The organism is Erwinia persicina, from assembly GCF_014838825.1.
In the GTDB taxonomy this organism is placed as follows: Bacteria; Pseudomonadota; Gammaproteobacteria; order Enterobacterales; family Enterobacteriaceae; genus Erwinia; species Erwinia persicina_A.
Genome location: NZ_JACYMO010000001.1, coordinates 646,372 through 672,530, shown reverse-complemented (window position 1 = coordinate 672,530; position 26,159 = coordinate 646,372). Strand labels below are relative to the sequence as shown.

At 57.1% G+C, this 26,159-nt stretch carries 21 protein-coding genes; 16 read left to right on the top strand and 5 right to left on the bottom strand.

Annotation, left to right across the window (positions count from 1 at the left end; translation table 11 throughout):
• The first annotated feature begins 4 nt into the window (after window positions 1–4).
• From cheA to flhE, 13 genes are all read left to right on the top strand, one after another.
• On the top strand, window positions 5–2,005 hold the full coding sequence (gene cheA / locus IFU29_RS03125) for a chemotaxis protein CheA (protein WP_191933107.1): 2,001 nt from the start codon (window positions 5–7) through the stop codon (window positions 2,003–2,005).
• Window positions 2,006–2,029: 24 nt separating this feature from the next.
• Entirely contained in the window at window positions 2,030–2,527 is a 498-nt protein-coding gene (gene cheW / locus IFU29_RS03120; protein WP_062746338.1) for a chemotaxis protein CheW, read from the top strand.
• Window positions 2,528–2,896: 369 nt separating this feature from the next.
• Window positions 2,897–4,567: a methyl-accepting chemotaxis protein gene (locus IFU29_RS03115; RefSeq protein ID WP_191932616.1), complete on the top strand. Its 1,671-nt coding sequence runs from the start codon at window positions 2,897–2,899 to the stop codon at window positions 4,565–4,567.
• 207 nt (window positions 4,568–4,774) lie between these two features.
• Window positions 4,775–6,439, top strand: coding sequence for a methyl-accepting chemotaxis protein (locus tag IFU29_RS03110; protein ID WP_191932615.1), 1,665 nt, complete (start codon window positions 4,775–4,777; stop codon window positions 6,437–6,439).
• Between the two features lie 153 nt (window positions 6,440–6,592).
• Window positions 6,593–8,272, top strand: coding sequence for a methyl-accepting chemotaxis protein (locus IFU29_RS03105; protein ID WP_191932614.1), 1,680 nt, complete (start codon window positions 6,593–6,595; stop codon window positions 8,270–8,272).
• Window positions 8,273–8,381: 109 nt separating this feature from the next.
• Window positions 8,382–9,938 (top strand): methyl-accepting chemotaxis protein, encoded by a 1,557-nt coding sequence (locus IFU29_RS03100; RefSeq protein ID WP_191932613.1) that lies wholly within the window; start codon window positions 8,382–8,384, stop codon window positions 9,936–9,938.
• Window positions 9,939–10,018: 80 nt separating this feature from the next.
• Window positions 10,019–10,891, top strand: a complete 873-nt coding sequence (gene cheR, locus IFU29_RS03095; RefSeq protein ID WP_118664003.1) for a protein-glutamate O-methyltransferase CheR — start codon at window positions 10,019–10,021, stop codon at window positions 10,889–10,891.
• The gene (locus IFU29_RS03090; RefSeq protein WP_062746328.1) at window positions 10,891–11,940 is read left to right on the top strand and encodes a protein-glutamate methylesterase/protein-glutamine glutaminase; all 1,050 of its coding nucleotides are present in this window, start codon (window positions 10,891–10,893) and stop codon (window positions 11,938–11,940) included. Before cheR ends, IFU29_RS03090 begins: the two co-directional genes overlap by 1 nt.
• A gap of 36 nt (window positions 11,941–11,976) precedes the next feature.
• Window positions 11,977–12,366, top strand: a complete 390-nt coding sequence (cheY, locus tag IFU29_RS03085) for a chemotaxis response regulator CheY (protein ID WP_191932612.1) — start codon at window positions 11,977–11,979, stop codon at window positions 12,364–12,366.
• A 9-nt stretch (window positions 12,367–12,375) separates the two neighbouring features.
• Window positions 12,376–13,020 (top strand): protein phosphatase CheZ, encoded by a 645-nt coding sequence (gene cheZ, locus IFU29_RS03080; protein ID WP_062746324.1) that lies wholly within the window; start codon window positions 12,376–12,378, stop codon window positions 13,018–13,020.
• 175 nt (window positions 13,021–13,195) lie between these two features.
• A complete protein-coding gene (gene flhB, locus IFU29_RS03075; RefSeq protein WP_191932611.1) occupies window positions 13,196–14,347 on the top strand; it encodes a flagellar biosynthesis protein FlhB in 1,152 nt (383 codons plus the stop codon).
• The gene (gene flhA / locus IFU29_RS03070; protein ID WP_191933106.1) at window positions 14,340–16,430 is read left to right on the top strand and encodes a flagellar biosynthesis protein FlhA; all 2,091 of its coding nucleotides are present in this window, start codon (window positions 14,340–14,342) and stop codon (window positions 16,428–16,430) included. Before flhB ends, flhA begins: the two co-directional genes overlap by 8 nt.
• On the top strand, window positions 16,430–16,855 hold the full coding sequence (gene flhE, locus IFU29_RS03065) for a flagellar protein FlhE (RefSeq protein WP_191932610.1): 426 nt from the start codon (window positions 16,430–16,432) through the stop codon (window positions 16,853–16,855). Before flhA ends, flhE begins: the two co-directional genes overlap by 1 nt.
• Window positions 16,856–17,060: 205 nt before the next feature.
• On the opposite strand, the gene argS is transcribed toward flhE, so the two are convergent.
• A complete protein-coding gene (gene argS / locus IFU29_RS03060) occupies window positions 17,061–18,791 on the bottom strand; it encodes an arginine--tRNA ligase (RefSeq protein ID WP_191932609.1) in 1,731 nt (576 codons plus the stop codon).
• Between the two features lie 665 nt (window positions 18,792–19,456).
• On the opposite strand from argS, the gene IFU29_RS03055 reads away from it, so the two are divergent.
• Window positions 19,457–20,020 (top strand): VOC family protein, encoded by a 564-nt coding sequence (locus IFU29_RS03055; RefSeq protein WP_191932608.1) that lies wholly within the window; start codon window positions 19,457–19,459, stop codon window positions 20,018–20,020.
• 2 nt (window positions 20,021–20,022) lie between these two features.
• Here IFU29_RS03055 and IFU29_RS03050 read toward each other — a convergent pair whose 3' ends face one another.
• Window positions 20,023–21,168 carry a MalY/PatB family protein gene (locus tag IFU29_RS03050; protein WP_191932607.1) on the bottom strand — a complete coding sequence of 382 codons (1,146 nt, stop codon included), beginning with the start codon at window positions 21,166–21,168 and terminating at the stop codon, window positions 20,023–20,025.
• Window positions 21,169–21,268: 100 nt separating this feature from the next.
• On the opposite strand from IFU29_RS03050, the gene cutC reads away from it, so the two are divergent.
• Together cutC and IFU29_RS03040 are read left to right on the top strand one after the other, a co-directional pair.
• Complete coding sequence (gene cutC / locus IFU29_RS03045; RefSeq protein WP_191932606.1) at window positions 21,269–22,024, top strand: copper homeostasis protein CutC; 756 nt, start codon at window positions 21,269–21,271, stop codon at window positions 22,022–22,024.
• A 222-nt stretch (window positions 22,025–22,246) separates the two neighbouring features.
• Window positions 22,247–23,083, top strand: a complete 837-nt coding sequence (locus IFU29_RS03040; protein ID WP_191932605.1) for a hypothetical protein — start codon at window positions 22,247–22,249, stop codon at window positions 23,081–23,083.
• A gap of 53 nt (window positions 23,084–23,136) precedes the next feature.
• Here IFU29_RS03040 and IFU29_RS03035 read toward each other — a convergent pair whose 3' ends face one another.
• The 3 genes from IFU29_RS03035 to cmoA all read right to left on the bottom strand — a co-directional run bounded on the left by IFU29_RS03035 (window position 23,137) and on the right by cmoA (window position 26,135).
• On the bottom strand, window positions 23,137–24,234 hold the full coding sequence (locus IFU29_RS03035) for a glycerol dehydrogenase (protein ID WP_191932604.1): 1,098 nt from the start codon (window positions 24,232–24,234) through the stop codon (window positions 23,137–23,139).
• A gap of 195 nt (window positions 24,235–24,429) precedes the next feature.
• Window positions 24,430–25,398 carry a tRNA 5-methoxyuridine(34)/uridine 5-oxyacetic acid(34) synthase CmoB gene (cmoB, locus tag IFU29_RS03030; protein ID WP_191933105.1) on the bottom strand — a complete coding sequence of 323 codons (969 nt, stop codon included), beginning with the start codon at window positions 25,396–25,398 and terminating at the stop codon, window positions 24,430–24,432.
• The gene (cmoA, locus tag IFU29_RS03025; RefSeq protein ID WP_191932603.1) at window positions 25,395–26,135 is read right to left on the bottom strand and encodes a carboxy-S-adenosyl-L-methionine synthase CmoA; all 741 of its coding nucleotides are present in this window, start codon (window positions 26,133–26,135) and stop codon (window positions 25,395–25,397) included. The genes cmoB and cmoA overlap by 4 nt, the downstream gene beginning before the upstream one ends.
• Window positions 26,136–26,159: the final 24 nt, after the last annotated feature.

Sequence of the window (26,159 nt, the reverse complement as noted above, 5' to 3'; positions counted from 1 at the left end):
GAGCATGGATATCAGCGATTTTTACCAGACGTTCTTTGATGAAGCCGATGAATTGTTGGCGGACATGGAACAACACCTGTTGGGTCTTGACCCGCAGGAACCAGATTCGGAACAGCTTAACGCTATCTTCCGTGCGGCCCACTCGATTAAAGGCGGGGCGGGTACCTTTGGTTTTACTGTGTTACAGGAAACCACGCATATTCTGGAAAACATTCTTGACGGTGCGCGCCGCGGCGAAATGCAGCTCAGTACCGATATCATCAACCTGTTTTTGGAAACCAAAGATATTATGCAGGAACAGCTGGATGCGTATAAAACCGCCTCAGAGCCCGATGCCGCTACGTTCGCCTACATTTGTCAGGCTCTGCGCCAGCTGGCGCTGGAAGCGAAAGGTGAAGCCCCGGTGTCTGAAATTTCTGCGGTGCCTGCGGGAGGAACGGCTTCCGTTGCTTCCAACGGTCTGCGTATTAAGCTGACAGCGCTGAAGGCGAACGAAGCCGACCTGATGCTGGAAGAGCTGGGTAATCTGGGTACGGTTTCTGATGCGGTAAAAGGCGCAGACTTCCTGGAAGCCACGCTGGACTCCTCCGTCGGTAAAGACGATATCGTTGCGGTGCTGTGCTTTGTGATTGATGAATCACAGATCCACTTCCCGCAGGCCGATGTGGTGGATATCGCCACCGCGATGGCCGACGCACCTGCTGTTGAGGCTGAAGCAGAGATGGAGGTCGCCGCGGAACCTGAGCTGGCTGCCGTCAGCGATGTGGTTCAGCTTAAGCGTGAACCTGCGAAGAAAGCGGCTAATCCCAAAGTCAGTGAGTCGACCAGTATCCGCGTCGCGGTAGAGAAGGTCGATCAGCTGATTAACCTGGTCGGCGAACTGGTGATCACCCAGTCGATGCTGGCGCAGCGTTCGGGTGAACTTGATCCGGTTAACCACGGCGAGCTGCTGAACAGCATGGGACAGCTGGAGCGTAACGCCCGCGATCTGCAGGAATCGGTCATGTCGATTCGTATGATGCCGATGGAATACGTTTTCAGCCGTTTCCCGCGTCTGGTGCGTGACCTGGCCAGCAAGCTGGGTAAAGAAGTGGAACTGACCCTGATGGGCAGCTCGACCGAACTGGACAAGAGCCTGATCGAACGCATTATCGACCCGTTAACGCACCTGGTGCGTAACAGCCTTGACCACGGTATTGAAACGCCGGAAAAACGTCAGGCGGCAGGGAAACATGCGGTCGGGAATCTGACGCTGTCTGCGGAACATCAGGGCGGCAATATCTGCATCGAAGTTACCGATGACGGGGCCGGCCTGAACCGCGAACGTATTCTGGCGAAAGCGCTTTCTTCCGGGCTGCCGGTTAGCGAATCCATGAGCGATGAAGAAGTCGGCATGCTGATCTTCGCGCCGGGCTTTTCGACCGCCGAGCAGGTTACGGACGTCTCCGGCCGTGGCGTTGGCATGGACGTGGTGAAACGTAATATCCAGGAGATGGGTGGGCACGTTGAAATCGCGTCCCGACAGGGTAAAGGCACGACGATCCGCATCCTGCTGCCGCTGACGCTGGCAATCCTTGACGGGATGTCCGTACGCGTGGCAAACGAAGTGTTTATCCTGCCGCTGAATGCCGTGATGGAATCCCTGCAGCCACTGGCAGATGACCTGAAAGCACTGGCAGGCGGTGAACGCGTGCTGGAAGTCCGCGGTGAATATCTGCCGCTGGTTGAGCTGTGGAACGTCTTTGAGGTCCAGGGGGCCAAAACCGAAGCCACGCAGGGGATTGTTGTCATCCTGCAGAGCGCCGGGAAACGCTATGCGCTGCTGGTCGATCAGCTGATTGGTCAGCACCAGGTGGTAGTGAAAAACCTGGAAAGCAACTATCGCAAAGTGCCGGGCATCTCCGCCGCTACCATCCTGGGTGATGGCAGCGTAGCGCTGATTGTGGATGTCTCTGCACTGCAGTCTCTGAACCGTGAAAAGCGTGTGGCGGGAGCCGCAGCCTGACAATAACTGATTAAGGGTAGAATTATGACTGGAATGGCCACTGTCACTAAACTCGCCGGCGAAACCGTGGGTCAGGAGTTCCTGGTGTTTACGCTGGGTGACGAAGAATACGGTATTGATATCCTGAAAGTTCAGGAGATCCGCGGGTACGATCAGGTGACGCGTATTGCTAACACCCCGGCGTTTATTAAGGGTGTGACTAACCTGCGCGGTGTGATCGTGCCGATTATTGACCTGCGCATCAAGTTCGCACAGCCGGGTGTGGTCTATAACGACAACACCGTGGTCATTGTGCTGAATCTGGAACAGCGCGTGGTGGGCATCGTCGTGGATGGCGTGTCTGACGTACTGTCCCTGACGCAGGATCAGATCCGGCCTTCCCCGGAGTTCGCCGTCACCATGTCGACCGAATATCTGACCGGTCTGGGTGCGCTCGGTGAGCGTATGCTGATCCTTGTCGATATCGAGAAGCTGTTAAGTAGCGAAGAGATGGCGCTGATGGATACACTGCGCAGCGCGTAGTAGCGAGAAGGGCGGATCGACGATCCGCCCTTTTATTATCCTCATCCCTTTTGTCACTGACCTTAACACCGAAAGAACAGACCTCTCCCTGACCCCCTCCTTGCTGTATTTGTCTTCTCCTGTTTTATTCCGTTGATATCTGAGTGTGGTCTGAGGTTTCGTGACAGGGTGAAAATATGCTCTGCGATGCTGTTAAATGCACCTTTTTGTCCCTGTAAATACAGGGTGTATAGGCGGAGTCAGTCCCAAAAAAGGAGGAAAATTCGCGTCTCTGCCTCTTTTAGTTAATTAACCCTTCACAACATAAAGATCGCCGTCTCCCGACCGATACCCCCAGTGTTATTCCATAAATTACACCAAAGGTTACCTATGTTTTCGCGTATTAAAGTCGTTACCAGTCTGATTCTGGTGCTGTTGATCTTCGGCATTCTCCAGCTGGCCGCCGGCGGCCTGTTTATCAACGCGCTCACCCACGATAAAAACAGCTTTGCCGTGTCCAAAACGGCCAATGATAATGTCTCCCTGTTTACCGATGCCTGGGTGACGCTCAACCAGACGCGTATCACGCTGAACCGCGGCATGTTGCGGATCCAGAGCGAAGCCGCCAACAGCGGCAGCAGCGCGTCCCTCGCCACGCTGAGCGCACAGGCCAAACAGCAGCTGATTGCCGCGCAGAAATCGTATGATGCGTTCCAGGCAACCCCGCCGACGCCGGGCATCGATCCACAGCTGACCGAACGCCTCCAGCAGCGCTATGCTGATTACGTTCAGGCGCTGGAAGTGATGACCGGGCAGATGGAGAACAAGCAGCTGGATGCGATGTTCAAACAGAACATCGAGAAGAAGCAGATCGCCATGCAGGGCGTCTATACCGAATGGCGTAATCTGCAAAATGAACTGAGTGCCAAAGGAGCCGTGCAGAACCAGCAGGCTTACGTGCATATGCTGTGGACCATCGGTGCCGTGATGGTGCTGGTGATGGCCCTGATTGTGCTGTGCTGGTTTGGCCTGCGTAACATCCTGATCCGTCCGCTGCAAGCCACCATTGGCCACATCCGTAACATTGCTGAAGGCGACCTGACGAAGCACATTGAAATCAGCGGGCGCAATGAAATGACCCAGCTGGCGTCCAGCCTGCATGATATGCAGCAGGCGCTGGTGAAAACGGTCAGCGTCGTGCGCGACGGCTCCGATGCGATTTATACCGGGGCCAGTGAAATTGCCGCCGGTAACAATGATCTCTCCGCGCGTACCGAAGAGCAGGCGGCCTCGCTGGAGCAGACCGCTGCCAGCATGGAACAGCTGACCGCGACGGTAAAACAGAATGCGGAAAATGCCCGTCAGGCCTCGCAGCTGGCGCTGAACGCGTCGGTGACGGCCCGTAAGGGTGGCCAGGTGGTCGATGGCGTGGTGAAAACCATGAATGACATCGCGGGCAGTTCGAAGAAGATTGCTGATATTACCAGCGTGATTGACGGAATTGCTTTCCAGACCAATATTCTGGCGCTGAACGCGGCGGTAGAAGCTGCCCGCGCCGGTGAGCAGGGCCGTGGATTTGCAGTGGTCGCGGGTGAAGTCCGCAATCTTGCCCAGCGCAGCGCCCAGGCAGCGAAAGAGATCAAGAGCCTGATTGAAGATTCTGTGGCACGCGTGGACAGCGGGTCAGTGCTGGTGGGTACCGCCGGTGAAACCATGACGGATATCGTCAACGCGGTCAGCCGCGTGACCGACATCATGGGCGAGATTGCGTCCGCCAGCGACGAACAGAGCCGCGGTATTGACCAGGTCGGCACGGCAGTGACTGAAATGGACCGCGTCACCCAGCAGAATGCCTCACTGGTTGAAGAGTCTGCCTCGGCAGCCGCTTCCCTGGAAGATCAGGCCAGCCGACTGACTCAGGCCGTCGCCGTCTTCCGCATTGCCCGCCAGGGAAGCGTGGCTCCGGCCCCGCTGAAGCGGCCAGTACTGAAACCTGTCACCGTCGGTAAGCCGCAGGCCGCCGCTGCTGCCGCGTCTGACAGTCACTGGGAAACCTTCTGACCACCCGTTGAACCGCAGAGGGCGGCCCGTTCGGCGGCCGCCCCGCACGGTGGATTACCCTGGCAATATGCGGGGAGAGAAAGGATAACGGAGGGTTTCATGCCTCTCTCTGCCAGATAACTGACTACCTTAACCGCAACGCGACCACATAAAGATCCGCAGCCGCCTGCCGATAACAGCAGCGTCAACTGTTTAATAAGGAACATTATGTTTAAGCGTATGAAGGTCGTCACCAGTTTGATTCTGGTGCTGGTGTTTTTCGGTTCATTACAGCTCATCACAGGGGGCTTGTTCTTCCAGGCCCTGAAAGGCGATAAAGACAACTTCGCCGTCTCCCAGCAGCTTCGTCTGCAACAGTCCGCACTCAACCAGTCATGGATCGCGCTGATTCAGGCGCGTAACACGCTCAATCGATCGGGGATCCGCTATACCCTGGATGCTAACCGTGAAGGGATCAGCGAGGCGGTGAAGCAGCTGCTGAGCGAGGCTCAGGGGCAGTTGACCCTGGCAGAAAAAAATTATGCACTGTGGCATTCCCGCCTGTCAGAACAGGGCAAAACGGCCGACAACGTACTGGCTATCCAGAAAAATTATGACATCCTCCACTCGGCGCTGAGCGAACTGATCCAGCTGATGAACGCCGGGAAAATTAATGAGTTCTTTGATCAACCGACCCAGGGCTATCAGGATGGTTTTGCTCATGCCTATGATGCCTGGCTGACGAATAATGACGCACAGGCCGCTGCGGGGGCAGAAGAAAACCTGCGCGCTTACGGGCAGGCGATCTGGATCCTCGGCCTTGCTCTGGTGGTGTCGCTATTAGTGATTACCGGTGTATGGAGCGGCATTCGCCATATCCTGCTGCGTCCGCTGCAAACCAGTATTGAGCATATCCGCCGCATCGCCAGCGGCGATCTGACGCGTCCCATTGCTGTGGAAGGGCGTAATGAAATGGCCCAGCTGGCGGCCAGCCTGCAGCATATGCAGGAGGAGCTGATCCGAACGGTCAGCGTGGTGCGCGACGGTTCTGACGCCATCTATACCGGGGCCAGCGAAATCTCCGCCGGGAATAACGACCTATCCTCCCGTACCGAACAGCAGGCCTCGGCGCTGCAGGAAACTGCCGCCAGCATGGAGCAGCTGACCGCCACGGTGAAACAGAACGCCGAAAATGCCCGCCAGGCCTCTCAGCTGGCCCTCAGCGCCTCGGAGACCGCGCAGAAGGGCGGGAAAGTGGTGGATGGTGTGGTGAAAACCATGAGTGACATCGCCGGCAGTTCGAAGAAAATCGCCGATATTATCAGCGTAATCGACGGTATTGCCTTCCAGACCAATATCCTGGCACTGAACGCGGCGGTGGAAGCCGCCCGCGCCGGTGAGCAGGGCCGTGGTTTTGCGGTGGTGGCCGGGGAAGTGCGCAACCTCGCTGGTCGCAGTGCCCAGGCGGCAAAAGAAATTAAGGGCCTGATTGAGGATTCTGTCTCGCGGGTGAATACCGGTTCGGTGCTGGTGGAAAGCGCCGGAGAGACCATGAATGATATCGTCAGCGCGGTGACCCGCGTCACCGACATCATGGGCGAAATCGCCTCCGCCAGCGACGAGCAGAGCCGCGGTATCGACCAGGTTGGCACGGCCGTTAACGAGATGGACCGCGTCACCCAGCAGAATGCCGCTCTGGTGGAGGAGTCAGCTTCCGCTGCCGCGTCGCTGGAAGATCAGGCCAGTCGGCTGACCCAGGCCGTGGCCGTGTTCCGCCTCAGTCAACAGAAAACCATACCGGCGGCTGTGCTGAAACGGCCCGCACTGAGCGCCTCTGCTGCGCCGAAGCTGGCGGCACCTGCTGCCACCGGGGATCACTGGGAAACCTTCTAGCAATACAGATGGGGCTGTTCTCAGCCCCGATATGCTTAAAAAAAAGACGAACACCTCCTCTGGCCCGCTATTCTGCGGGCTTTATTCATAACCTGGTAAAGATCCCGCTATCACTGCCGATAAATCACAGTAGCTATCCAACTGGGGAAAGGTATGTTCAAGCGTATGAAAGTGGTGACCAGCCTGGTGCTGGTCCTGGTAATATTTGGCTCTTTGCAGTTAATTTCTGGTGGGCTGTTTTTCCAGTCTCTGAAAGGGGATAAGGAAAACTTCAGTCTGACACAACAGATTCGCCGGGAGCAGGCCAATCTTACCTCCGCATGGATAGCACTGGTACAAACCCGTAACACACTGAACCGCGCCGCCACGCGTTATCTGCTGGATGAAAAAGGGCAGGGAACCGGCTCAACGGTACCTGATCTGGTTGCGCTGGCGAAATCGCAGCTGGCGACCGCAGAGCAGGAATTTGCCGAATACACCAAAGAACAGCCGGCGGATGTGGTTAACCTGCCGCACGTGCAGGGTGTGAATGACAACTACAAAATTTTGCACGCCGCCTTAACCGAGCTGATTCAGATGCTGACCAGCGGAGATTTTAAAGGTTTCGTGGACCAGCCAACGACGGGCTTCCAGAACGGGTTTGAGCAGGCGTATACCGTCTGGCTGAAAAATACCGATGCCATGCTGGCAGCCGGTGCGGCGCAGAATGAGAGCGCCTATCAGCGTGCCATCTGGGTACTGCTGACCATCCTGCTGGTGTCGGTGATCATCATTGCCACGGTCTGGACGGGGATCCATCAGATCCTGCTGCGCCCGCTGAAAGCCAGCATTGACCATATCCGTCATATCGCCAGCGGCGATCTGACGCAGCAGATCGATACAGAAGGGCGCAATGAAATGGCTCAGCTGGCGGTCAGCCTGCAGCATATGCAGCAGGAGCTGGTGAAGACGGTGAGCGTGGTGCGCGACGGATCTGACGCCATCTATACCGGTGCCAGCGAAATTGCAGCCGGAAATAACGATCTCTCCTCCCGTACCGAAGAGCAGGCGTCCGCGCTGCAGCAGACCGCTGCCAGCATGGAGCAGCTGACCTCCACGGTGAAACAGAACGCCGAAAACGCCCGTCAGGCGTCGCAGCTGGCCCTCAGCGCCTCTGAGACCGCGCAGAAGGGCGGCAAAGTGGTGGATGGCGTGGTGAAAACCATGAATGACATCGCCGGCAGTTCGAAGAAAATCGCCGATATTATCAGCGTGATCGACGGTATCGCCTTCCAGACCAATATCCTGGCGCTGAATGCGGCGGTGGAAGCGGCCCGCGCCGGTGAGCAGGGCCGTGGTTTTGCGGTGGTGGCCGGGGAAGTGCGTAACCTTGCCCAGCGCAGCGCCCAGGCGGCAAAAGAAATTAAAGGCCTGATTGAGGATTCCGTGTCACGCGTGGATACCGGCTCGGTGCTGGTGGAAAGCGCGGGAGAAACCATGAATGACATCGTCAGCGCGGTGACCCGCGTCACCGACATCATGGGTGAGATCGCCTCCGCCAGTGACGAACAGAGCCGGGGCATCGACCAGGTTGGTACGGCCGTTAATGAGATGGACCGCGTCACTCAGCAGAATGCGTCCCTGGTGGAAGAGTCGGCTTCCGCAGCGGCATCGCTGGAAGATCAGGCCAGCCGGCTGACTCAGGCCGTGGCAGTTTTCCGAATTCGTAAAGAAAATGTCACCGCGGCCGTTAATAACAACAGGGCGCAGGTTTCTCCGTTGCTGTCACCTCCGTCAGCATCGCGTAAAGCGCTGCCGGCCAGCAAATCAGATGATAACTGGGAAACGTTTTAATTCCTGAAGCGGGCATCACGTCACAAAGGGCCAGCCCGGTTAACGGGCGGTCCGATGAAAAAGAATCATTTTTGTTGCCTGTATCAGGTGACTTTCCGGGGAGTGCGCAATGTTAGGTCGTTTACGTATATCTGGCACCATCATCGCCCTGCTTGGCGTGTTTTGTCTGATGCAGATCGCCTCCAGCGGACTGTCCTTTAACTCTTTCCGCCTGGATGCTGACAATATTCACCAGGTTGAAATCAGCGGAGACCAGCGTGACGCGCTGGGTGAAAGCTGGGCAGCGCTGCTCAGCACCCGTGTGACACTGAGCCGTGCCGGCACCCGTGCAGCACTGAATGTGCCGCGTGAGCAGGTGGTCAGCCTGATGACCAAAGCGCAGAGTGACCTTGATCGGGCCGACAAAGCATTTAAAGAATTTAAAGCGATCCCTGTGGTCACCCCGGAAGGGCTGGCATTAGAAAAAGATATCGTGGTGGCCTATGACGTCTATTACAGCGAGCTGTCACAGCTGATCGCCTGGCTGCAGAACAATCAGCTGCAGGCGTTTCTTGATTCTCCCACGCAGGGCAAGCAGGACAAGTTCCAGGTGCAGTACCAGCGCTGGATGAAACACATCGATGAACTGCGTGACCACGCCGGGGCCGCCAGCAAAGGCTTCTACTTCCAGTCGAAGGTGATTTTCGCGGTTTCAGTGACACTGTCACTTTTGGTCACCCTGGCGGCGCTGTGGTGGGTGAAGCAGGCACTGATTGCGCCACTGGCGCGGATGCGCAGCCATTTTGAGCGCATTGCCTCCGGTAATCTGAACGGCGAAGTGGAAGCCGGAAGCCGCAATGAACTGGGCCAGCTGTTCACCAGCCTGCAGCATATGCAGCAGGCGCTGGCCTCGACCGTGCGTGACGTGCGTGACGGCAGCCGCGCCATGCAGACCGGTATTGGCGAGATCGCCGCCGGTAACAACGATCTCTCCGCCCGCACCGAACAGCAGGCGGCCTCACTGGCGCAGACAGCGGCCAGCATGGAGCAGTTGACGGCGACGGTATCTGCGAACGCCGATAACGCCCGTCAGGCTTCAGACCTGGCGCGTGAAGCTTCGGGAACGGCGCACAAAGGGGGCGCTCTGACCGGCAATGTGGTGACCACCATGAACGCCATCGCCGGCAGTTCAAAGCGGATTGCCGACATTACCAGTGTCATTGACGGTATTGCCTTCCAGACCAATATTCTGGCACTGAATGCGGCGGTCGAAGCGGCCCGCGCCGGAGAGCAGGGACGCGGTTTTGCGGTCGTTGCGGGTGAAGTGCGTAACCTCGCTCAGCGCAGCGCGCAGGCGGCGAAAGAGATTAAAACCCTGATTGAAGAGTCGGTCAGCCGGGTCGATCAGGGGGCTAAGCAGGTCGCTTCAGCCGGGGAAACGATGGATGAGATCCTCCAGTCGGTCAACCGGGTGAACGACATTATGGGCGAAATTGCCGCCGCCAGCGACGAGCAGCGACGCGGGATTGAACAGGTTGCACTGGCGGTAGGCCAGATGGATCAGGTGACCCAGCAGAATGCCGCCCTGGTAGAAGAGGGCGCGGCTGCAACGGGAGCACTGGAAGCACAGGCAGAATATCTGACAGCGGCGGTCAGCCGCTTCGCACTGGATGAGCGTGCAGAGTAAAGAGCGTTCCCGCGGCCAGACGGCCGCCGGGCACGAGACACCCTAATAATACCTTTATCCGCGCTTTGCAGGATGGCTACATGAAGAAATCGACGTTGTTAGCTCCACCGGAAAACGCAACGCTGCTGTCGCAGATGGTACAGCGCCTGCCGTTATCCGATACGCATTTTAAGCGTATCAGTCAGTTGATTTATCAGCGAGCTGGCATCGTTCTCGCCGATCACAAGCGAGAAATGGTCTATAACCGCCTGGTTCGCCGGCTGCGGATGCTGAATATCGACGATTTTGGTCGCTATATGGCCCTGCTGGAAAATGACCCTAACAGCGCCGAGTGGCAGGCCTTTGTGAATGCCCTGACGACCAACCTGACAGCCTTTTTCCGCGAAGCGCATCATTTCCCGATCCTGGCGGAACATGCGAAACGTCGCCAGGGGAACTACAGCGTATGGTGTGCGGCGGCCTCCACCGGTGAAGAGCCTTACTCCATTGCGATGACCCTGGCTGAAACCCTGGGGACCGGGCCGGGTAAGTTTCAGATCCACGCCAGCGATATTGATACCCAGGTGCTGGAAAAAGCGCTGGCGGGCGTCTATCGCCAGGAGGAACTGCGTACGCTCTCCCCGCAGCAGCTGCAACGTTTTTTCCTGCGGGGCACCGGGCCGCATGAAGGCATGGTGCGTGCCCGCCCTGAGCTGGCCAATATGGTGACCTTTGCCCAGCTCAATCTGCTGGCCAATGACTGGGCGCTGCCCGGACAGTTCGATGTGATTTTCTGCCGTAATGTCATGATCTATTTCGACAAAGAAACTCAGGAAAAGATTTTACGGCGTTTTGTTCCGTTACTGAAACCTGGCGGTTTGCTGTTTGCCGGTCACTCAGAAAACTTCAGCCAGATTAGCAAAGAATTTTATCTGCGTGGCCAGACGGTCTATGGACTGACTAAGGAAAGATAATGAGTAAAATCAGAGTGTTGTGCGTAGATGATTCGGCGCTGATGCGCCAGTTGATGACCGAAATTATCAACAGTCATTCCGATATGGAGATGGTGGCGTCTGCACCGGACCCGTTGGTGGCACGGGATTTGATCAAGCAGTTTAACCCGGATGTACTGACCCTGGACGTGGAAATGCCGCGCATGGACGGCCTCGATTTTCTGGAAAAGCTGATGCGCCTGCGCCCGATGCCGGTGGTGATGGTTTCGTCACTGACCGGCAAGGGGTCTGAAATTACGCTGCGTGCGCTGGAACTGGGAGCCGTCGACTTTGTCACGAAACCGTCGCTGGGTATTCGCGAAGGGATGCTGGCTTACAGTCAGATGATTGCCGATAAAGTGCGTGCCGCTTCACGCGCCCGTCTGCACACCCGTGGGCCACAGCCTGCGCCAGTGATGCTGAAAGCCGGGCCGCTGCTGAGTAGCGAAAAACTGATTGCCATCGGCGCGTCTACCGGCGGCACTGAAGCGATTCGTCATGTGCTGCAGCCGTTACCGGCTACCAGCCCGGCGCTGTTGATCACCCAGCATATGCCTCCGGGCTTCACCAAATCGTTTGCCGAACGTCTGAACAAGCTGTGCCAGATTACGGTGAAAGAAGCGGAAGACGGCGAACGTATCCTGCCGGGACATGCGTATATCGCACCGGGTGCGATGCATATGGAACTGACGCGCAGTGGCGCGAACTATCAGGTCAAATTGAATGACGGACCGCCGGTGAATCGTCATAAACCGTCGGTCGATGTGTTGTTTAACTCAGTGGCGCAGTTTGCCGGTCGTAACGCCGTTGGCGTGATCCTGACCGGAATGGGGAACGATGGTGCCGCAGGGCTACTGGCCATGAACAAAGCCGGTGCCTGGACCATTGCCCAGAACGAAGCGAGCTGTGTGGTATTTGGCATGCCCCGGGAGGCAATTGCCCTCGGGGGGGCCAGTGAGGTGGTGGATCTTCACCAAATCAGCCAGCACATGCTGGCAAAAATTAGCGCCGGACAGGCGTTGCGTATCTAACGCGGTCCTCGCGGGCTACATATTACGGGAGTAGGTATGGTTGATAAAAATATGCGGTTTCTGGTGGTCGACGACTTCAACACGATGCGTCGTATCGTCCGTAACCTGTTAAAAGAGCTGGGCTTCAGCAACGTTGAAGAAGCTGAAGACGGTGTGGATGCGCTGAACAAGCTGCGTGCTGGGGGCTTTGACTTCGTGGTATCTGACTGGAACATGCCAAATATGGATGGACTGCAGATGCTTCAAACCATCCGTGCCGACGCCGCGCTGAGTAAGCTGCCGGTGCTGATGGTCACGGCAGAAGCCAAGAAAGAGAATATCATTGCGGCTGCACAGGCGGGTGCCAGCGGCTACGTTGTTAAACCATTCACAGCGGCTACCCTGGAAGAGAAGTTAGGTAAGATCTTCGAAAAACTGGGTATGTAAGGAGCTGAGATGAACACTATTCCGAAACCAAATGTTGATGCAGCTTCGGCGCAGGACATAATCTCTAAAATTGGTTCACTGACGCGTATGCTGCGCGACAGTCTGCGTGAGTTAGGCCTTGATCAGGCTATCGCAGAAGCCGCAGAGGCGATCCCGGATGCCCGCGATCGTCTTGATTATGTGATTCAAATGACCGGCCAGGCGGCCGAGCGTGCACTAAACTGCGTCGAGGCCGCGCAGCCCCGTCAGACAGTGATGGAGAATGGGGCGAAAGCACTGAAAGTTCGCTGGGATGAATGGTTCGAAAACCCTATCGAGCTGTCAGATGCCCGCTCTCTGGTTTCGGATACTCGTGGTTATCTGGACGAAGTACCGGGGCATACAGGCTTCACCAATGCCCAGCTGATGGAAATCATGATGGCTCAGGATTTCCAGGATCTGACCGGGCAGGTGATCAAACGTATGATGGATGTGATCCAGGAAATTGAGCGTCAACTGTTGACGGTCCTCATGGAAAACATCCCTGACCAGAGCGCCCGCGTGAAGAAAGATACCGACAGCCTGCTGAACGGCCCGCAGATCAATGCTGCGGCTCCGAACGTGGTGGCAAGCCAGGATCAGGTTGACGATCTGCTGGACAGCCTCGGCTTCTGATAACAGAGGCGGAGCCATTCCGCCTCTGCTGATGCCAGTGCCCGCTCAACTGCGCGGGCACTGACTTTAGCCCATTCCCTAAATAACCCCCTATTTACCCGTTTACTCGTGGCATTACCCCTGCGCGAATTTGGCATTCTACTCTCAGTCATTCCGCACTGAAGGTTTTGCTACCGTGTCTCAGGATAGCGATCAGGAAAAAACAGAGTCCCCCACGGCCCATCGACTTGAAAAAGCACGAGAAGAAGGGCAAATCCCGCGATCGCGTGAGCTGACATCCATTTTGATGCTGGTGACCGGCCTGAGCATTCTGTGGGTCGGCGGCGAGTGGATGGGGCGGAAACTGGGTGCGCTGGTGGCCGATGGTCTGGTCTTTAATCACTCCGTAGTCAGCGATACCAGTCAGATGCTTCATCAGATAGCCAATCTGCTGATGCAGGCCGTACTGGCCATCCTGCCGATGATGTTCGGCCTGGTGGTGATGGCGATTGCTGCACCAATGCTGCTGGGCGGGCTGGTGATCAGCGGTAAGTCGATTAAATTCGATTTTGGCAAAATGAACCCGATAAAAGGCCTGGCGAAACTGGTGTCCGCACAGTCAGCGGCCGAGCTGTTAAAAGCGGTGCTGAAAGCGACCCTGGTGGGCGTGGTGACCTGGCTGTATATCTGGCATCACTGGGCAGAAATGTTGCGCCTGATCAGTGAATCGCCGGTGACGGCCCTGGCCAGCGCGCTGAATATGATCGCCATGTGCAGCATTCTGGTGGTGCTGGGGCTCTCCCCGATGGTGGGGTTTGACGTCTTCTTCCAGCTGTACAGTTACTTCAAAAATTTACGCATGTCTCGTCAGGATATTATGGACGAGCACAAGCAGCAGGAAGGCGACCCGCACGTTAAAGGGCGTATCCGTCAGCAGATGCGGGCGGCCGCCAGGCGGCGCATGATGCAGGACGTGCCGAAGGCGGACGTAATTGTCACCAACCCGACCCACTATTCGGTCGCGTTGCAGTACGACGAAAAGAAAATGAGCGCACCTAAAGTGCTGGCGAAGGGCGCAGGGGAAATTGCTCTGCGCATTCGTGAACTGGGTAAGGAGCACCGTATCCCGATCCTTGAAGCACCGCCGCTGGCACGTGCGCTGTATCGCCATAGTGAAATTGGTCAGCATATTCCCGGGACGCTTTATGCCGCGGTGGCTGAAGTCCTTGCCTGGGTGTGGCAACTCCGCCGCTGGAAAGTGGAAGGGGGGCTGATCCCGAAGAGACCTGTTAAATTGCCGGTGCCGGATGCGCTGGACTTCGCTGGAGAACAAAAATCTGATGGCTAATCTGGCCGCTTTACTTCGCTTACCCGCTAACATGAAAGACACGCAGTGGAAGGTGCTGGCCGGGCCGATCCTGATCCTGCTGATCCTGTCGATGATGGTGCTGCCGCTGCCGCCGTTTATCCTCGATCTGTTGTTTACCTTCAACATTGCCCTGTCGATCATGGTGCTGCTGGTGGCGATGTTCACCCAGCGTACGCTGGATTTCGCCGCCTTCCCGACCATTCTGCTGTTCTCCACCTTATTACGCCTGGCGCTGAACGTGGCCTCAACGCGTATCATCCTGATGGAAGGCCATACCGGGGCTGCTGCCGCCGGACAGGTGGTGGAAGCCTTTGGCCACTTCCTGGTGGGCGGGAATTTCGCCATCGGTATTGTGGTGTTTGTTATCCTGGTGATCATTAACTTTATGGTCATCACCAAAGGGGCCGGGCGTATTGCCGAGGTGGGGGCACGTTTCGTCCTCGACGGCATGCCGGGTAAGCAGATGGCGATCGATGCCGACCTCAATGCCGGACTGATTGGCGAAGAGGAGGCGAAAAAACGCCGTTCTGACGTGACCCAGGAAGCCGACTTCTACGGTTCGATGGACGGGGCCAGTAAGTTTGTTCGCGGTGATGCCGTCGCCGGTATCATGATCATGATTATCAACGTCATCGGCGGCCTGCTGGTGGGCGTGGTACAGCACGGGATGGACGCCGGACATGCGGCCGAAACCTATACGCTGCTGACCATTGGTGATGGTCTGGTCGCGCAGATCCCGGCGCTGGTGATCTCGACCGCTGCCGGGGTTATTGTCACCCGCGTCGGCACCGATCAGGACGTCGGTGAGCAGATGGTGGGCCAGCTGTTTAATAACCCGCGCGTGATGATGCTCAGTGCGGGCGTCCTCGGCCTGCTCGGCCTGGTACCGGGAATGCCGAACCTGGTCTTCCTGCTGTTTACCGCCGCCTTACTGGGCCTGGCCTGGTGGATACGCGGTAAAGAGATGAAGCCTCAAGGCAGCGAAGTGCCGGCCATGTCAATGGTCCGCCAGCCGGAAAGCGCCGCCAGCGTTGAAGCCACCTGGGGCGATGTCCAGCTGGAAGATTCCCTCGGGATGGAAGTTGGCTACCGGCTGATCCCGATGGTGGACAGCGCCCAGGACGGCGAGCTGCTGGGACGTATCCGCAGCATCCGTAAGAAATTTGCGCAGGAGATGGGCTTTCTGCCGCCGGTGGTGCATATCCGCGACAACATGGATCTGACGCCGGCCCGTTACCGTATTCTGATGAAAGGGGTGGAGATCGGCAGCGGTGACGCTTATCCGGGGCGCTGGATGGCGATTAACCCCGGCACGGCGGCAGGGACACTTCCGGGAGAAGTGACCGTTGACCCGGCCTTTGGTCTGGAGGCGATCTGGATTGACAGCGCGCTGAAAGAGCAGGCACAGATTCAGGGCTTCACGGTGGTGGAAGCCAGTACCGTAGTGGCCACGCATCTTAACCACCTGATCGGCCAGTACGCCAGTGAGCTGTTCGGCCGTCAGGAAGCGCAGCAGCTACTGGATCGCGTGACCCAGGAGATGCCGAAGCTGACGGAAGATCTGATCCCTGGCGTGATCACGCTGACCACGCTGCACAAGGTGCTGCAGAATCTGCTGGCGGAGCGTGTTTCTATCCGCGATATGCGCACTATTATTGAGACCCTGGCCGAGCACGCGGCGGTGCAGACCGATCCGCAGGAGCTGACTTCGGTGGTACGTGTGGCTCTTGGCCGGGCGATCACTCAGCAGTGGTTCCCGGGCAACGGGGAAGTGCAGGTCATTGGCCTGGATACCACCCTTGAGCGTCTGCTGCTGCAGGCGCTACAGGGCGGTGGAGGTCTGGAGCCGGGTCTGGCGGATCGCCTGCTGGCGCAGGCGCAAACTGCGCTGCAGCATCAGGAAGGGCTGGGCGCGCCGCCGGTGCTGCTGGTGAACCATCCGCTGCGTGCGCTGCTGGCCCGCTTCCTGCGCCGCTCGCTGCCGCAGCTGATGGTTATTTCAAATATGGAACTGACCGACAACCGCAATATCCGCATGACGTCCACTATTGGGGGGCACTGATGAAGACGCTGGCAGGACTGTTGCTGCTGCTGCCTTGCCTGAGCCTGGCGGCTGACGGTGGCTGGCAGGCGAGCGCAACGGGCCCGGCACTCTCAAACCGGGGCGTACAGGCGTCATCGCGCCCTCTCAGCCCGCCTGAAGTGGTGCCCGGTATGATGACTGATGTGGTGTGGCGCTATACGCTCAGTGCGCCTGCCCCTGCCGGTTTGCAGGTTCGCTTATGCTCAGAGAGCCGTTGTGTGCCGATTGAAGGGGCCAGCGGTTCAACGCGTGGGCTGACCAACGTGGCCGCCGGAGAGACGTTACGCTTTATCTATCAGGTAGAGGGAAAAGGGCGGGTGTTTCCGGTGTTGCGGGTGGTCAGCAATGAGGTGATGGTGAATTACCGCCAGGCGTCGGCGCTTCCTGCGGTTTATCCGCACTGATCACCGGGTCTGATCTCAGTTTCTGCCGGGTACTTTCGCGGTGGGAACTGCGTCTGGTTCCGGGGGGAAGGGCTGCTTTCTGCACCGGCACGAGCGCATCCCTGGCCGTGAGTCTGCTGGCCTCAAACTGACCGCTGAACATTTAGCGAGGGAAAGTTGAGGGCAGAGTTCCGGGGCGACCCTTGTTCCGGCCGCCCCTGAGCGCTTACATCCGTTCTACGGTTTCAATACCCAGCGTATCCAGACCCTGCTTCAGGGTTTTCGCCGTCAGCAGCGCCAGACGCAGGCGGCTCTGCTTTGTCGCCTCATCTTCAGCCGTCAGGATCGGGCAGTGCTCGTAGAAGCCGGAGAACAGCCCGGCGAGATCGTAAAGATAGCTACACATCACATGCGGCATCCCGTCGCGGGCAACCTGAGTAATGGTCTCTTCGAACTGCAACAGCCGGACGGCCAGCGCTGCTTCACGATCTTCCGCAATGGCGGTCGCGCCCGTAATGCCGTGCTCATCAATGCCGGCCTTACGGAACACCGACAGCACGCGCGTATAGGCGTACTGCATGTAGGGTGCCGTGTTACCTTCAAACGCCAGCATGTTGTCCCAGTCGAAGATATAGTCGGTAGTGCGGCTTTTCGACAGGTCAGCATATTTCACGGCCCCGATGCCGACGATATTCGCCAGCGCCTTCAGTTCGTCCGCAGGCATGTCCGGGTTCTTTTCGGAAACCAGCTTCGTCGCACGCTCAATGGCCTCATCCAGCAGATCGGAGAGCTTGATTGTGCCCCCGGCGCGGGTTTTAAACGGCTTACCATCTTTGCCCAGCATCATGCCGAACATATGGTGCTCCAGCGGGATGGAGGCCGGAACGTAACCGGCTTTCCGTACGATAGTCCAGGCCTGCATCAGATGCTGGTGCTGACGTGAATCGATGTAGTAAAGCACGCGATCTGCTTTCAGGGTTTCATAGCGGTATTTAGCGCAGGCAATATCTGTGGTGGTGTAAAGATAGCCGCCATCCTTTTTCTGGATGATCACCCCCATCGGCTCGCCTTCCTTGTTTTTGTATTCATCAAGGAATACGACCGTCGCGCCTTCGCTCTCTACGGCCAGGCCTTTGGCTTTCAGGTCGGCAACGATACCCGGCAGCATATCGTTGTACAGGCTTTCGCCCATCACATCGTTGCGGGTCAGGGTGACATTCATGCGGTTATAGATCAGCTGGTTTTGCGCCATCGTGATATCCACCAGGCGTTTCCACATCTTACGGCAGTATTCGTCCCCGCCCTGCAGTTTCACCACATAACCCCGTGCGCGTTCGGCAAATGCCGGGTCTTCGTCGTAGGTACGCTTGGCTTCACGGTAGAACACTTCCAGATCCGCCAGGGCGATCTCTTCATGCTGTTCGTTTTGCTGCTTCTCAAGGAAGGCAATCAGCATACCGAATTGCGTACCCCAGTCACCGACATGGTTGGCGCGGATCACGTTATGGCCGAGAAACTCCAGGGTCCGGACGGCGGCGTCACCAATAATGGTGGAACGAACGTGGCCAACGTGCATCTCTTTAGCCACGTTAGGCGCAGAGTAGTCAATCACCACAGTCTGAGGCTCAACGGGGGCGACACCCAGCTTCGGCGCGGCCAGCACGCTGTCGATCTGGGTGGACAGCCACTCGGGAGCGAGGAAAATATTGATAAACCCGGGGCCGGCAATTTCCACTTTTTTGGCAATGCCGGTGAGGTCGAGCTGCTCCAGCACTTTTTCGGCCAGCTGTCGTGGTGGCATCCCCAGGGTTTTGGCGACGGCCATCATGCCGTTAGCCTGGTAGTCACCAAACTGTGCTTTAGCCGACTGGCGTACCTGAGGTTCACAATCCTGGGGCGCACCCACTGCGATCATCGCCTGACTGACTTTTTCTGAGAGAAGAGCCTGAATATTCACCGAGTTACCTTAATTTTTTTGAAAGCCCTTGCGCCGCAGCGCAGGCCGTTGTCACCGCGCCGCCGTTAACAGGATAGAAGTGGCCCGTGGCGTCAGCGCTTAAAAAAGAAGGGGAAAAGTATACTGCATTTAGGAACAAGTTATCCAGGAACCTGCACGCCTGGATAACTTGCAGGATAAGCGTGGGAAAACCGTGCGGTGGGGCGGTGTTCTGGCAGACGGAATTAACGGCGGCGTTGCGGCCGGTGCGGACTCGCTACAGTCGTTTTTCCGTTTCGTACCCGCCAGTGGCGTACAATCGCCAATGCCATCATCGCGATCAGCACGGCGACAAGCAGTATCATAAGCATTGAGCTTTTCCTTGTGTTGATGGTCGGGACAAATCTATAAGAAAGCAGAATAGCCTACAATGGACCCTTTCCGATTTAGGAATTGTCGCATTGTATAAATTTAACTAAACTAAAACATAAACTTAAAGGCCATTTTCTAAAAATAAAACTGGTACTGAACCACCCGGTACTGGATGCTGCAGGGGCTAAAGGGGCAATTAATATGAATAATTCCGATAAGAGGGGAGTTTTCTATTCAATTACCTGGTCTTTAAATTCCTTCCCGGCGAAGGGTATTAATAAGAAAAATTACTGTAAACGAAGGATTTCAGCAGGATGAACATCAAAAATGTCGAGGAACTCAGCGATCTGGCTAATGATTTGCCGCGCTTTTTACACTCCCTTTACCATCTTGCCGACCGCCTGGAGCTCGGCCTTGACGGGTTAGAGGTGGATCATATTGCGGTCAGGTGCCATCAGAACACGACGGCTGAACGGTGGAAAAGGGGCTTGCTGCGCTGCGGTGCTCTCTTCTCTGAAAAGGAGATTGGTGGGCGGCCAGTGGCTTTGTTTGAATTAACCACCCCGCTTGAGGTGGGGCCCTGGCAGATTAGCCTGGTGGAGCTGCCGTGGCCGGGGCAGCGGCTTTACCGTCATGAAGGCTGGGAGCATGTAGAAGTGGTGCTGCGCGGTGATGTGCAGACGCTGGGTGCCCGTGCGCTGGCGCTGATGGGGGATGCAGGTCTGACCCGGCAGGGTATTTCGATTAAAACCAGTGCGCCCAAAGGCGCGGGTGAACGTCTGCCGAACCCGACCCTGGCGGTGACCGACGGCCAGGTGACCATCAAGTTCCATCCGTGGAGCCTGAAAGAGATCGTAGAGAGTGAAACCGCCGGCTGAAATTAACGCCCGATGGCCAGCGCCAGCGTCATGCGGCGTAATGCTTCGTCCAACATCGCACGCTGGCAGCCGAAGTTGAAACGAATAAATTTATCGTCGCCAAAGTCCCGGCCCGGTGAGAAGCCCAGCCCGTGTTTTTCGAAGAACAGCGCCGGGCTGGCAACTTTCAGCTTGCTGGCATCAATCCAGGCCAGATAGCTGCCTTCCGGGGCGACCATGCTCAGGCCCGGCAGTGTATTGACATGCCGGGTCAGGCAATCACGGTTGCCACGCAGGTAGTCCAGCTGTGCATCCAGCCAGGGCTGGCCGTCCCGCCAGGCAGCGGTCGCTGCGACAAAGGACAGCACGTCGACATCTGGCACCAGGCCTTTGCGCTGCCGGTTAAAGCGCTCACGCAGATCCCGATCGGGAATGATCGCCAGTGAAGCCCCCAGACCAGCAATATTAAAGCTTTTTGACGGCGACAGCAGGGTAACGGAGCGGCGGGCGGCATCTTCGCTGAGGCTGGCAAACGGGATATGCTTCACGCCCGGTTCCAGCAGCAGGTCGCAGTGGATTTCATCGGAGCAGACGACCAGGTCATGGCGCTGGGCAAAACGGAGCTGTGCCTCCAGCTCTGCGCGACGATACACCGTACCGCCGGGATTGTGCGGGTTACACAGTAATAACAGTTTTTCGTTACCGGTCATCTGTTCATCCAGCCTGTCCAGATCCATCACCCAGCGCTGGTCCTGCAACTGCATCGGTGCGCGAATCTGGGTGCGTCCGGCGAGTTTTGCCGCCTGCATGAACGGAGGATAAATCGGGGTCGGTGCGACAGTGCCCTGGTGCGGTTCGGTAAAGGCGCGCACGCTCAGGTTGAGACCGGTGACCACGCCGGGTAAAAATACCAGCCACTCCGGCTGTATATGCCAGCTGTAGCGCGCACTCATGCGCTCGATGACAAGGTGAATCAGCTCTTCGGGGGGCACCCCATAACCAAAGATCCCGTGTGAGATACGTGTCTGTAATGCTTCGGTAATACAGTCTGCTACGCGATAATCGGTGTCGGCGACCCACAGCGGAAGGATATCCCGATCACCATATTTTCGCCATTTCAGGCTATCGCTGTGACGGCGGTCTATCCGTTGGTCAAAATTGAATGCCATGATGCTGATTCCCGTTAAAATAAATACCTGCAATACCGATCAGACTAATCATCGGCATCGAAATAAACAACCAGCCAGCAGTGATAAACCGGAGGATGGGATGCGAAAACTGGAAATATGCTGCTACGGAGTGGACTGTGCCGTTACGGCAGAACGGGCAGGGGCTGACCGGGTAGAGCTGTGTGCGGCACCGGCAGAAGGGGGGCTGACACCGTCGGCGGGGGCACTGATGTCTGCACGGCAGCGTGTGTCCATTCCGGTTCACCCTATTGTCCGGCCGCGCGGCGGCGACTTCTGCTACAGCGAAATTGAATTCGAACAGATGAAGTCAGATATCGACTTCATCCGCGAACAGGGTTTTCCCGGTCTGGTGATCGGCCTGCTGGACGTTGACGGCCATATTGACCTGCCGAGGATGCAGCAGGTAATGAGGCAGTGCCAGGGTATGGAAGTGACGTTTCATCGCGCCTTCGACCTTTGCCACAGCCCGCTGCTGGCGATGACCCAGCTCACCGAACTGGGTGTGGCGCGTATTCTGACCTCCGGGCAGCAGCAGAGCGCAGAGAGTGGACTTCCACTGTTAAGGGAACTTACCCATAAAGCCCGTGGTCTGAAAGTCATGGCTGGCGCAGGCGTCCGCCTCAGCAATGTGCAAAAGTTTATTGATGCTGGCGTTATTGAACTCCACAGTTCCGCCAGCCAGCGTTTGGGGTCGTCCATGCGCTATCGTAAGGCCGGTGTGTCGATGTGTTCAGACGTCGAAAATGACGAATTCACCCGCACCTGTGTTGACGGTGACGTGGTGGCCGCGATGAAAAGCGCCATGTCTTTCGGTGCCCCGGTCAAAGTCGCCTGAGCGCGCGAATGATAATCCTCATGTTATGCGTCGCCCGCTTTCCATGATGATGCCCCCGATTTTGCCGCGCAGCACGCCGAACCCTGACGTGATGTTTGCAAGTACCAGACCCCAGCTACCTTTGTTGGGGTTTTTTTTGCTTCAGACGCCGGTTACAGGTGCGTTAATACACAAAAAAACTCTACACTGCCTGCATCTCTTTACTCTGTCATGGAAGTCGTGATGAAGATTCATTTTTTAAGGTATTCGCTGATCGCTACGCTGACGCTGCTGGTCACTCCGGCGCTGCAGGCGGCACCTGCCTGTCAGCCCGGGTATCAGCAGGTCAACAGTAATAACAGCATCGTCATGCTGGGCGGAACGGCGAAAGGGCCGATAAAGCAGTTTGTGTTGGGTGAATTTGGCAAGGATGTAAACCAGCAGAAGCGCATGATCGGGGAGTTTGATCGCTGCGGCGTTATGCAGCGGGCCGATCTCCGCTACGACAAACTGGAAGGCCGCCTGCAGATTGGGCTGGTGCAAAATTTTGAACGCGTCAGTGATGGCTGGCTCTCCCACTATGAGATGACGGTGTCTGAGCTGCGCGGCGGTGAACCCGTGGTGATCAATGACAAACGTGGCACCACGCACTACCGCACCGATAAGCGCGGTATGATCGTCAGTTCGGCCGATGCCTTTACGCTGAAGGGGGAAAGTGGGTTCACGGAAACTACGCACTTTTTTGACCGCCAGTCGCGTCTGATCCGCAGCACATCCCGGGGCACGGACACCAACAGCAACGGCGTACTCACTTACCGCTGGAATAAAAAGAATCAGCTGGTGGCTTCAGACTCTGAGCGGCAGAAAATGACCTGGGACTATGACAGTCGGGAGCGTGAGCTGCGGCTGAATACCCGCTCTGACAGCCCGATGAGCAGTATGACAACGCAGGACGAATGTCAGCTCTGGGACGATCAGGGCAATTGTACGCTCAGTTATGCTCGCGAGATGGAAGTGTTCCCCGGGGGAATTGTCCGGCGAAATATCACGGCGGCTTACCGCTATGAGTACTGGAAGTAGGCCGGTCTCGGCTAAAAAGGCCGGCCAGCGTGGCCAGCCTGTCACGGCAGTGCTTACTTCACCGACTGGCTAAAGGCATCGACGGCCAGAATGGCATGGGCCACGTCGACGGCGCTCAGGCCAGGGTTAAGATTTTTCAGGGTATCCCCGTCGTTACCGGCCAGTGCGCCAATTTTCACCAGGTTTTCCCAGCTCTCATTTTCCAGGTGCATCTCTTTCAGCGTGGTCGGCATGTTTATCGCGCGGTAAAAACGGACGTAGCGGGCAATCTCTTCGTCCGGGCGCTGTTCGAGGATCATCTGCGTCAGCGTGCCGTAGGCGACTTTTTCACCGTGCGTCAGATGATGGATATCCCCTTCAATCGCCGTAAAGCCGTTATGGATAGCGTGAGCACCCGCCAGACCGGCATTTTCAAAGCCCAGGCCAGAAAGGAGCGTATTGGCCTCCACCACCGCTTCCACTGCCGGCGTCACCAGCTGTTTTTCCACCGCCTGACAGGCACTCAGGCCCCAGGTGAGCAGGGTTTTCTCACAGGCTTCAGCAATGGCCATCCCGGCAATCGTCGGATCACCGTTGACCATGGATTTGCTGTGCGACCGCTTGACCGCCCGGGCTTCAACGTAGGTGGCCAGCCCGTCAGCGATGCCGGAGGCAAACAGACGCACCGGAGCACGAACGCAGACCTGAGTATCCACCAGCACCAGATCCGGATTTTTGTTATAGAAACGGTAGCTTTCAAATACACCGCTGTCGGAATAGATCACCGACAGCGCGCTGCAGGGGGCATCAGTGGAGGCAATGGTCGGCACGACGGCAACCGGCTGCTTCAGTTCGTCGGCGACCGCTTTCACCGTGTCAAGGGTTTTGCCACCGCCCAGGCCGACCACGATGCCGGTGCCTTTCTCTTTTGCCAGATTAGCCAGCCGGGTAATTTCGCTGCCTGAGGCTTCGCCGTTAAACGCCGCGTAGTGAAAGTCGATATTGCTGGCCGCCAGTGACGCTTTGACCGTTTCGCCGGTCAGCCCCCAGACGATATCGTCAGCCACCACGAAGGCGCTGCTGCCCAGTTCGGCAAGGTATTCGCCCAGGTGATCGAGCTGCCCGGCACCCTGAATGTATTTCCGTGGTGATGAAAAAACAAATTTACTCATACCAGTTACTCCTTTCAGGTGAAATGAACGCATAACTGACTTTAGACTAACCCCTTAGTATTAAGATTTTTACCCAAAATGAGGTATTTAATAAAAAAGGACAGGTTGATTGACGGGGATCAGAAATGGGACGGCGCAGTGACGAGGGGGGAAGGGAAATACAGGGCCGTCGTGTGACGATCGGCCCTGGCATGGTCAGGGTTTGGTCGCGACCAGTACCGCGCGCAGCGGGGCAGGGTAGCCCTCAACGGTTTTCGTCGGGTCATTCGGGTCGAGAAATTCGGCCAGCGACTCGCTGGTCATCCAGCTGGTGCGACGCTGTTCGTCAGTGCTGGTCACCGAGTAGTCGGCAATACGCACGTTAGTGAAGCCGCATTTCTCCAGCCAGTTTTTCAGCGCCCCGGTGGACGGGATAAAGTAAACGTTGCGCATCTGAGCGTATCGTTCACCCGGCACCAGCACCTGCTGGTCATCCCCTTCCACCACCAGCGTCTCCAGCACCAGCTCACCGCCGCTGACCAGCTGATTTTTCAGCTGGAACAGATGATCGAGCGGAGAGCGACGATGGTACAGCACGCCCATGGAGAACACGGTATCGAACGCTTTAAGCTCCGGTAACTGCTCAATGCCCAGCGGCAGCAGGTGCGCACGCTGGTCGTTGCCCAGCAGCTTACGCACTGCCTCAAACTGGCAGAGGAACAGCTGCATGGGATCGATACCCACCACCAGGTTCGCGCCGGCACCCAGCATCCGCCACATGTGATAACCACTGCCGCAGCCGACATCCAGCACCGTACGTCCGGCCAGCGGGGAGATATGCGGCAAAACACGCTCCCATTTCCAGTCGGATCGCCATTCGGTATCAATGTTCACCCCATAGAGTGAAAACGGCCCTTTACGCCACGGCATCAGGTTGCGCAGCAGCTTTTCAATCCCTTCGCGCTGGCGGGCCGACAGCTGGCTGCTGTCCGCAGTGACGCTGTGCAGCAGATCCAGCGTTTCCGGCGTCAGCGCTGGCAGGTGTTCAACCGACCGATCCCAGTTTTTAAAGTGCCCGTGCAGGGCTTCGCGCTGCCAGGCGGCGATTTGTGCGGGCAGTGTTTCCAGCCAGTGCGACAGCGGACTTTTGGCGATCAGTTGATAAAAATTTCCAAAATCCATCAGGCGTGACCTGCTTTTAAGGCCACCAGAGAGCCAAAGTTGAAACACTGGAACCACAGTTCGGCGTGCGGGAAGCCGGCCGTATGCAGGCGCTGTTTGTGGGTTTCCACGCTGTCAGTCAGCATCACATTTTCCAGCATGCTGCGCTTCTGGCTGATCTCCAGTTCGCTGTAACCGTTAGCCCGTTTAAAATCGTGGTGCATGTTAAACAGCAGCTCGCCCATATCAGGGTCAGCAAAGCTGAATTTTTCTGACAGGACCAGCGCACCACCGGGGCGCAGCCCCTGGTAAATCGTGTTCAGCAGCTGCTGACGCTCTTCAGGAGCAAGAAACTGTAAGGTGAAATTCAGTACAACCAGGGACGCATTTTCAATCGGGATCTGGCGAATGTCAGCCTCGATCACCTCCACCGGGGTGTCGGCACGGAACGCATCAATATGGCGTCGGCAGCGTTCTATCATCGCCGGAGAGTTATCCACGGCGATGATCTGACAGCCAGGGGCCTGAATGTGGCGACGCACCGACAGGGTGGCCGCGCCCAGCGAACAGCCCAGGTCATAAACCCGGGAGTCGGGCTGAACAAAGCGCCCGGCTAACATCCCAATCATTGAAATAATGTTGGAATAGCCGGGCACGGAGCGCTGAATCATGTCGGGAAACACTTCAGCAACGCGCTCATCAAACGTCCAGTCGCCCAGTTTGGCAATTGGCGCGGAGAACAGCGTATCGCGGTTAGACATAGTGGTAAGTCCGGGGAAGCTAAC

Coding starts and splice junctions, on each gene's coding strand:
- flhE (WP_191932610.1), top strand. CDS start 16,430: ATGAAGACGCTGGCAGGACTGTTGCTGCTGCTGCCTTGCCTGAGCCTG.
- IFU29_RS03110 (WP_191932615.1), top strand. CDS start 4,775: ATGTTTAAGCGTATGAAGGTCGTCACCAGTTTGATTCTGGTGCTGGTG.
- cmoA (WP_191932603.1), bottom strand. CDS start 26,135: ATGTCTAACCGCGATACGCTGTTCTCCGCGCCAATTGCCAAACTGGGC.
- IFU29_RS03035 (WP_191932604.1), bottom strand. CDS start 24,234: ATGAGTAAATTTGTTTTTTCATCACCACGGAAATACATTCAGGGTGCC.
- IFU29_RS03050 (WP_191932607.1), bottom strand. CDS start 21,168: ATGGCATTCAATTTTGACCAACGGATAGACCGCCGTCACAGCGATAGC.
- flhA (WP_191933106.1), top strand. CDS start 14,340: ATGGCTAATCTGGCCGCTTTACTTCGCTTACCCGCTAACATGAAAGAC.
- IFU29_RS03055 (WP_191932608.1), top strand. CDS start 19,457: ATGAACATCAAAAATGTCGAGGAACTCAGCGATCTGGCTAATGATTTG.
- IFU29_RS03100 (WP_191932613.1), top strand. CDS start 8,382: ATGTTAGGTCGTTTACGTATATCTGGCACCATCATCGCCCTGCTTGGC.
- cheA (WP_191933107.1), top strand. CDS start 5: ATGGATATCAGCGATTTTTACCAGACGTTCTTTGATGAAGCCGATGAA.
- cheW (WP_062746338.1), top strand. CDS start 2,030: ATGACTGGAATGGCCACTGTCACTAAACTCGCCGGCGAAACCGTGGGT.
- cheR (WP_118664003.1), top strand. CDS start 10,019: ATGAAGAAATCGACGTTGTTAGCTCCACCGGAAAACGCAACGCTGCTG.
- IFU29_RS03040 (WP_191932605.1), top strand. CDS start 22,247: ATGAAGATTCATTTTTTAAGGTATTCGCTGATCGCTACGCTGACGCTG.
- cutC (WP_191932606.1), top strand. CDS start 21,269: ATGCGAAAACTGGAAATATGCTGCTACGGAGTGGACTGTGCCGTTACG.
- IFU29_RS03115 (WP_191932616.1), top strand. CDS start 2,897: ATGTTTTCGCGTATTAAAGTCGTTACCAGTCTGATTCTGGTGCTGTTG.
- IFU29_RS03090 (WP_062746328.1), top strand. CDS start 10,891: ATGAGTAAAATCAGAGTGTTGTGCGTAGATGATTCGGCGCTGATGCGC.
- cheY (WP_191932612.1), top strand. CDS start 11,977: ATGGTTGATAAAAATATGCGGTTTCTGGTGGTCGACGACTTCAACACG.
- cheZ (WP_062746324.1), top strand. CDS start 12,376: ATGAACACTATTCCGAAACCAAATGTTGATGCAGCTTCGGCGCAGGAC.
- IFU29_RS03105 (WP_191932614.1), top strand. CDS start 6,593: ATGTTCAAGCGTATGAAAGTGGTGACCAGCCTGGTGCTGGTCCTGGTA.